This is a genomic window from Pseudovibrio sp. Ad37, assembly GCF_001623075.1.
Lineage (GTDB): Bacteria > Pseudomonadota > Alphaproteobacteria > Rhizobiales > Stappiaceae > Pseudovibrio.
Map to the genome: position 1 here is coordinate 1 of NZ_LMCF01000034.1, position 6,613 is coordinate 6,613.

At 49.3% G+C, this 6,613-nt stretch carries 6 protein-coding genes, 1 pseudogene and 1 riboswitch; of the genes and pseudogenes, 2 read left to right on the top strand and 5 right to left on the bottom strand.

Annotated elements, in window-relative coordinates:
- Positions 1-108: 108 nt before the first annotated feature.
- The 5 genes and pseudogenes from PsAD37_RS09375 to nrdH all read right to left on the bottom strand — a co-directional run.
- Positions 109-369, bottom strand: a pseudogene (locus PsAD37_RS09375) (transposase); the annotation flags it as partial.
- 138 nt (positions 370-507) lie between these two features.
- Positions 508-1,485: a class 1b ribonucleoside-diphosphate reductase subunit beta gene (gene nrdF / locus PsAD37_RS09380; RefSeq protein WP_063295926.1), complete on the bottom strand. Its 978-nt coding sequence runs from the start codon at positions 1,483-1,485 to the stop codon at positions 508-510.
- 16 nt (positions 1,486-1,501) lie between these two features.
- On the bottom strand, positions 1,502-3,652 hold the full coding sequence (nrdE, locus tag PsAD37_RS09385) for a class 1b ribonucleoside-diphosphate reductase subunit alpha (RefSeq protein WP_084407711.1): 2,151 nt from the start codon (positions 3,650-3,652) through the stop codon (positions 1,502-1,504).
- Positions 3,634-4,038: a class Ib ribonucleoside-diphosphate reductase assembly flavoprotein NrdI gene (nrdI, locus tag PsAD37_RS09390; protein ID WP_063295927.1), complete on the bottom strand. Its 405-nt coding sequence runs from the start codon at positions 4,036-4,038 to the stop codon at positions 3,634-3,636. Before nrdI ends, nrdE begins: the two co-directional genes overlap by 19 nt.
- 4 nt (positions 4,039-4,042) lie before the next feature.
- Positions 4,043-4,264: a glutaredoxin-like protein NrdH gene (gene nrdH / locus PsAD37_RS09395; RefSeq protein WP_063295928.1), complete on the bottom strand. Its 222-nt coding sequence runs from the start codon at positions 4,262-4,264 to the stop codon at positions 4,043-4,045.
- A 100-nt stretch (positions 4,265-4,364) separates the two neighbouring features.
- A riboswitch (cobalamin riboswitch) is annotated at positions 4,365-4,560 on the bottom strand.
- 329 nt (positions 4,561-4,889) lie between these two features.
- Between nrdH and PsAD37_RS09400 the strand changes: the two genes are divergently transcribed.
- A complete protein-coding gene (locus PsAD37_RS09400; RefSeq protein WP_063295929.1) occupies positions 4,890-5,435 on the top strand; it encodes an RNA polymerase sigma factor in 546 nt (181 codons plus the stop codon).
- A 189-nt stretch (positions 5,436-5,624) separates the two neighbouring features.
- Complete coding sequence (locus PsAD37_RS09410) at positions 5,625-6,512, top strand: FecR domain-containing protein (RefSeq protein ID WP_063295931.1); 888 nt, start codon at positions 5,625-5,627, stop codon at positions 6,510-6,512.
- Positions 6,513-6,613: the final 101 nt, after the last annotated feature.

Genomic DNA, 6,613 nt, shown 5'->3' on the forward strand with positions numbered 1-6,613 from the left:
GCACAAATAGAGGCGTTAGAAAGTGGTGTTTGGGATCACTTCTAACGCTCCGTTTTGAAGGAAAAAGAAGAAAAGCCGCTGTGCATGCTAATTTGCCCATCAATGCAAAAACTCGCGCCGCGCCACAAATTCACCGATCTTGGCGTGCAGTCGCTTGATGTCAACTTCTGGCTCTTGCTTTGCCTGCTTATCAGCACCAAACACATCTGGCATGGCTGCAAGAGCCTGCTCTTTCCATTGTTTGATCTGGTTCGCGTGCACATCAAAGTCCTGAGCTAACTCACTCAAGGTTTTTTCTCCGCGAATAGCAGCAAGTGCCACTTTCGCTTTAAAAGCCGGGCTATGGTTCCGGCGAGGACGTCTGCTCATGATGGTCTCCTGTTCTTGGCATCATGCCAGTTTCAGGAGCTAAATCCACTTTCACAACCTGTCCAAATTTCCCGAGCCAGCTCTTTTATACTTTCAGGTGTTTCTTGACATCCCTAACTCAGCCCAAGAATATGTGATCTAAAAATCCCAGTCTTCGTCTTTGGTCGCCACGGCTTTGCCGATGACGTAGGAAGAACCGGAGCCGGAGAAGAAGTCGTGGTTTTCGTCGGCATTTGGGGATAGCGAGGCCATGATTGCCGGGTTAACCTGGCAAATGGCTTCTGGGAACAAGCCTTCGAAGCCCAGATTTTGTAGGGCCTTGTTAGCGTTGTAATGCAGGAAGTGTTTCACATCTTCCGTCAAACCCAATGGATCATAGAGGTCTTCCGTATACTTGATCTCCAAATCATATAGATCAAACAACAACGTAAAGGCGAAGTCTTTGATCTCTTTACGTTCTGTTTCCGGCAAACGCTCCAGACTGCGCTGGAACTTGTAGCCGATGTAGTAGCCATGTACGGCTTCATCGCGGATGATCAGGCGGATCAAGTCCGCGGTGTTGGTGAGTTTTGCGCGGCTGGACCAATGCATCGGCAGATAAAAGCCAGAATAAAACAGGAAGCTCTCCAGAAAAACACTGGCAACCTTCTTCTTCAGCGAGCTGCTGGTTGCATTGTACTCCTCCAGGATCAAACGCGACTTAGCTTGCAAGAACTCATTTTCTTCCGACCAACGAAAGGCATCATCCACCTCAGCCGTGCGGCATAGGGTTGAGAAGACGGAGGAGTAAGAACGGGCATGCACCGCCTCCATGAAGGCGATGTTGGTGAGTACAGCCTCTTCATGAGGCGTTATCGCATCTACCATCAGTGTTGGCGCACCTACTGTATTCTGGATGGTATCCAGCAAAGTCAGACCAGTGAACACGCGAATGGTGAGCTGCTGCTCTTCTGGTGTGAGCGAGGCCCAGCTTTGCACATCGTTGGAAAGCGGTACTTTTTCCGGCAGCCAGAAGTTGGAGGTCAACCTGTTCCAGATCTCCAAATCTTTATCGTCCTGCAGACGGTTCCAGTTCACGGCCTTAGCAACTGGCTGAATAGCACTGTGTAGTGTCATTTTATTTCCTCAAACCTCAAAGAGAGCAGGCCACACAGCCTTGAACTTCGGTGCCTTCCAGCGCCATCTGGCGCAGGCGCACGTAGTAGATTGTTTTGATGCCCTTCTTCCAGGCGTAAATCTGGGCCTTATTGATATCGCGGGTGGTCGCGGTATCGGGGAAAAACAGTATGAGCGACAAGCCCTGGTCCACGTGCTGGGTGGCTGCGGCATAGGTGTCAATCAGCGCTTCCGGGCCAATCTCGTAGGCATCGCGGTAGTATTCCAGATTGTCGTTGGTCATGAACGGTGCCGGGTAGTAGACACGCCCAATCTTGCCCTCTTTGCGAATCTCAATTTTGGAAACAATCGGGTGTATCGACGATGTGGAGTTGTTGATGTAGCTGATGGACCCAGTTGGCGGCACAGCTTGAAGGTTGCGGTTGAACAGGCCGTCCTTCATCACCGCCTCCTTCAAGGTTTTCCATTCGGCGCGCGTTGGGATGTGGATACCAAACTTATCGAAAAGAGCTGTTGTACGTTCCGTTTCCGGCATCCAGTCTTTGTCAACATACTTGTCGAAGAACACACCAGAGGCGTACTGGCTCTCCGCAAACCCCTTAAAGCTCTCTCCGCGCTCTCGCGCCAATTCATTGGATGCACGAATGCAGTGATAAAGCACCGAACAGAAATAGACATTGGTGAAGTCGATGGCCTCAGGGCTGCCATAGTGAACAAGCTCTCGCGCAAGAAAACCGTGCAGGTTCATCTGTCCAAGGCCAATGGCGTGGCTCTCGTCATTACCACGGCGCACGGAGGGCACAGAGTCGATTGCGCTCATCTCAGAAACCGCCGTCAGTGCGCGAATGGCCGTCTCAACCGTTGCCCCCAAATCCCCGCCATCCATGGCCTTGGCAATATTGAGCGAGCCAAGGTTGCAGGAGATATCTGAGCCAAGATGGGCGTAGGACAGATCGTCTTTAAACGTGCTTGCCTCGTTCACCTGCAGGATTTCTGAACACAGATTGGACATGTTGATACGCCCGGCCACGGGATTAGCGGCGTTTGCAGTGTCCTCAAACAAAATGTATGGATAGCCACTTTCGAACTGGATCTCTGCCAGCAACTGGAAGAAATCACGAGCCCGCATTTTCCTTTTGCGGATCTGCGGATTGTCCACCATCTCGCGGTATTTATCCGTCACAGAGATTTCTGAGAACGGTACGCCGTAAACCTTCTCCACGTCGTGAGGCGAGAACAGGTACATTTCCTCGTTCTGCTTAGCGAGCTGGAAGGTGATATCCGGAATAACCACACCAAGGGAAAGGGTTTTGATACGGATCTTTTCGTCAGCATTTTCGCGCTTGGTATCGAGAAAGTTCAGAATGTCCGGGTGGTGCGCATTCAGATAGACTGCTCCAGCCCCCTGACGGGCACCCAACTGGTTGGCATAGCTGAAACTATCTTCCAACAACTTCATCACAGGTACGACACCAGAGGACTGGTTTTCAACGCCCTTAATCGGAGCGCCAGACTCGCGCAAGTTGGTCAGCAGCAAGGCAACACCACCACCGCGCTTGGACAGTTGCAGTGCGGAGTTGATGGAACGGCCAATCGACTCCATGTTGTCTTCCAGACGCAGCAGGAAGCAGGAAATCAGCTCACCGCGCTGCTTTTTGCCTGCATTCAGAAAAGTAGGCGTTGCAGGCTGAAAGCGGCTGGAAATGATTTCATCTATCATCCGCATGGCAAGGTTTTCATCACTGCTTGCCAGCGCAAGCGCCACCATAACGACACGGTCTTCGTAGCGCTCCAAATAACGTTTGCCATCGAACGTCTTCAACGCATAACTGGTGTAGAATTTGAACGCTCCAAGGAAAGTCGGAAAACGGAACTTCCGCTCATACGTAGCCACAAAAATGGCTTTCACAAACGCCGGGTCGTATTGCTCCAGAACTTCCGCTTCATAGTAATTCTCGCGCACCAAGTAGGAGAGTTTTTCCTCCAAAGAGTGAAAGAAAACGGTGTTCTGGTTCACATGTTCCAAAAAGTATTGACGTGCAGACTGACGGTCAGCCTCAAACTGGATTTTGCCTTCTGCATCATAGAGGTTCAGCATGGCGTTCAGTGCATGGTAATCAAGTCCCTGCGGACTATTCACCGATTGCTCTAATGTTGTTGCTTCCAAAATAAATCTAGCCCCTGACGAACCCGCGCGATGTCTGTTTCCGTGCCTGCAAGTTCAAACTTGTAAAGGCATGGGCAACTGCATTTCGCGGAAATAGTTGTGCCTGCATGAGCGAAAAACGCCCCAAAATTGCGATTGCCCGAGGCGATGACGCCTCGCAGCAAATTTCGATTGGCCGCATCATTCAAGAAACGGATCACCTGCTTGTGCACCGCCCCTCGCCCCTCACCATCCGCATATGTTGGTGTGATGAGCACAAAGGGATCCGCCATCTGCAACATAGGTTCAGACGTGCGATACGGTATGCGCTCAGCCGGGTGGCCGAGGCATTCAACAAAGCGATGTGTGTTTCCAGATGGGCTTGAGAAATAGACGAGCCCGCTCAACGTATCAGGCGAGCGCGCTTATCTTGTCTGGGCGAAAACCCGCCCAATGTTGGTCACCTGTGACAACAACAGGTACCTGACGGTACCCAAGTTCTTGCACAGCAGCAAAAGCATCTGTGTCCTGAGAAAGGTCAATCACGTCGTAGGAGATTCCAGCGCTGTCCAGCGCACGAGTGGTTGCGGTGCACTGCACACAGGCAGGCTTGGAGTATACGGTAATGCTCATGCTTTAGTCCCCGTAGCATAGGAAAAGAGGCTGGGGATGAGAGACAGGGACCCACGCATAAGGCAGGTCTGCTCACAACCCGCTCAGGCCCTCCGCCTGTGGTTGTTAAAAGTCTCTTGGCAGGTCTCCTGACTACACAGCTCCAACACAGGCCTTCTACCTTCCCGAAGACATCTCCAGTGGTATGAGCGAACGCCTGCTCGCTGCTTACAGTTGCGGGGGCAGTGCCGGATTTTCACCAGCTTCCCTCTTAGCTTGCGAGTCATCTCACAAGAACCAAGAACGCCTCATATAGTGCATTTACGTAAGTGCGGGTCAACATATGGATGACTTTACACAATTTAATGCTGTGGAGTTTGGAAGCAGTATCTATGCCTCACTCCAGTTTTGAAGGGCCTATCTTATACTTTTAACGGAGTTTTTGAGTTGGCGCCGTGCTTCGCAAATCGTCATTTAATACAACGATCATAGTTTCTTACCCTCGTTACCTGCTGCTGTTTGCTGCAACCAGCTTCAAATTGGCATTACACACACGCTCTTTCACTTAAAGAACATCAATAGCGTTCGCAATTGTCTGATAATCAACCAGTAATATAACTTGACTATCATACTCAGATTAAATCATATGATGGTTGCAATTTTCCCGTATACTCGTTTTAGTGAACAGCTCCGTTTCGTGACCAAATCCTCGCAACAAGTAAAAATACATATAAAAAATTACGAGGGGCTGGTCCGCTACGCTGCATCCATAACCAAAGACTGGGCGCTCAGTGAGGACATTGTTCAGGATGCCTTCCTACGGATTGGCTCCAAATCACCCAACGCACCAGACAGCTACCTTCGTCGTATCGTTCACAATCTTTGCATCGATCAATTGCGCAAGCAACAACGGGAACTTCAGAGATTTGATCATGAAACTCCAATTATATCCTATTCGGAACAAAAGCCAACTCAGGAGAGTGCGTTAGCCGGCAAACAGGAGCTTAAACTGGTCATAAAAGCGCTTGCCGAATTACCACAAATAACACGCAAAGTCGTTGAATTGCACCGTCTGGAGGGGCTTAAGCTAAGAGAAATTGCTAGCTGTTTAAACCTTTCTGTGACGCAAACCCATGAGCACTTGCATACTGGTATTAAGCACTGCATGAAGGTGCTTAATGCAAAGAGATAGCGGCATAAACTACCAGTCCGACTTTAAAGACCTAGGCTTTTATGAAACAGCAGTCCTGACATTTGTAATCGAGGGTTTTAAGAGGTCTTTTGATTTCTTTTCGAAAAAGACAGTCATCCAATCGTCTCTTCTTAGGAAGGACAACTTCATAGCCATTCCGAGTACCAAAATCATTTCAGGATTAAGCCAATGAAACATTCAGATCGAAGGATTGAAAGGCGTTCAACAACGGAAGATGCTGCAATCGATTGGTTTATCCTTTTGGAAGAGTACCCGGAAGACCCACAGGTTAGGCAGGAATTTGAAAGTTGGCTAAATCAGCATCCTGAACATTCGAATGTTTGGAAGAGGGTAACTCAAACATCTTCTTTACTTGGTCAACTGGGGCAAGAGAGTTTGGAGCCGAATGTCAATACGGGTGAAATAGCTCAGCTCGCTGTTGCGCATAAAAGCCTCTTTGCAAAAATACGACCATATCTTGCCGCCGGTTTTGCTTGCATTTTCCTCTTACTTTCAAGCATCTCTTTGATCCCACATCTCATGATTTGGATATATGCAGACCATAAAACAGATGTTGCCCAGTCAAAGGAAATACGTCTTCAAGATGGTTCGAAAATCTACCTCTCTGCTTATTCAGCTGTTGAATTGAATTTTGCCGCAGACCAGCGAAAGGTGAACCTGATGAGAGGGGAAGTGCTATTTGATGTAGCACCGGATGCGGACAGACCTTTTGTTGTTACAACCGGCGATACCACGACAACAGTGCTAGGTACCCGCTTCAACATCAACAAGGGGCGCTCAATGGTTTCTGTCGGCGTCAAGCATGGGCACGTTGAGGTCGCACAAGCCTCTAATTTGCGGGAAAAGCTAGATCTGCGAGCATCTGAATGGGCAAGCCTGAATGAGCACGGCAAACAAGATGTAAGGATAGTCAACCAAGACTATATAGCCGCATGGCGGCAAGATAAGCTCTACGTTGAAGATCAGAGCTTTGAAGATGTGCTTTTCCAATTGCGTCGTTACATGAAGATACCAGTGATAGTGTTGGATCGTAAGCGTCCGGCGAACCCGACCTGACGATTCTAGCTTTGCTGCTCTATCGTACGTGTAGTTTTATCTGCATGGACTTTGATGATGATAGAAAGCCAAGGACGGCGCTGGAGTGACGATGAGAAGCC

Bases quoted from the DNA above. Each gene is read 5' to 3' on its own strand.
- PsAD37_RS09410 (WP_063295931.1), top strand. From the start codon at position 5,625: ATGAAACATTCAGATCGAAGGATTGAAAGGCGTTCAACAACGGAAGAT.
- PsAD37_RS09400 (WP_063295929.1), top strand. From the start codon at position 4,890: ATGATGGTTGCAATTTTCCCGTATACTCGTTTTAGTGAACAGCTCCGT.
- nrdF (WP_063295926.1), bottom strand. From the start codon at position 1,485: ATGACACTACACAGTGCTATTCAGCCAGTTGCTAAGGCCGTGAACTGG.
- nrdH (WP_063295928.1), bottom strand. From the start codon at position 4,264: ATGAGCATTACCGTATACTCCAAGCCTGCCTGTGTGCAGTGCACCGCA.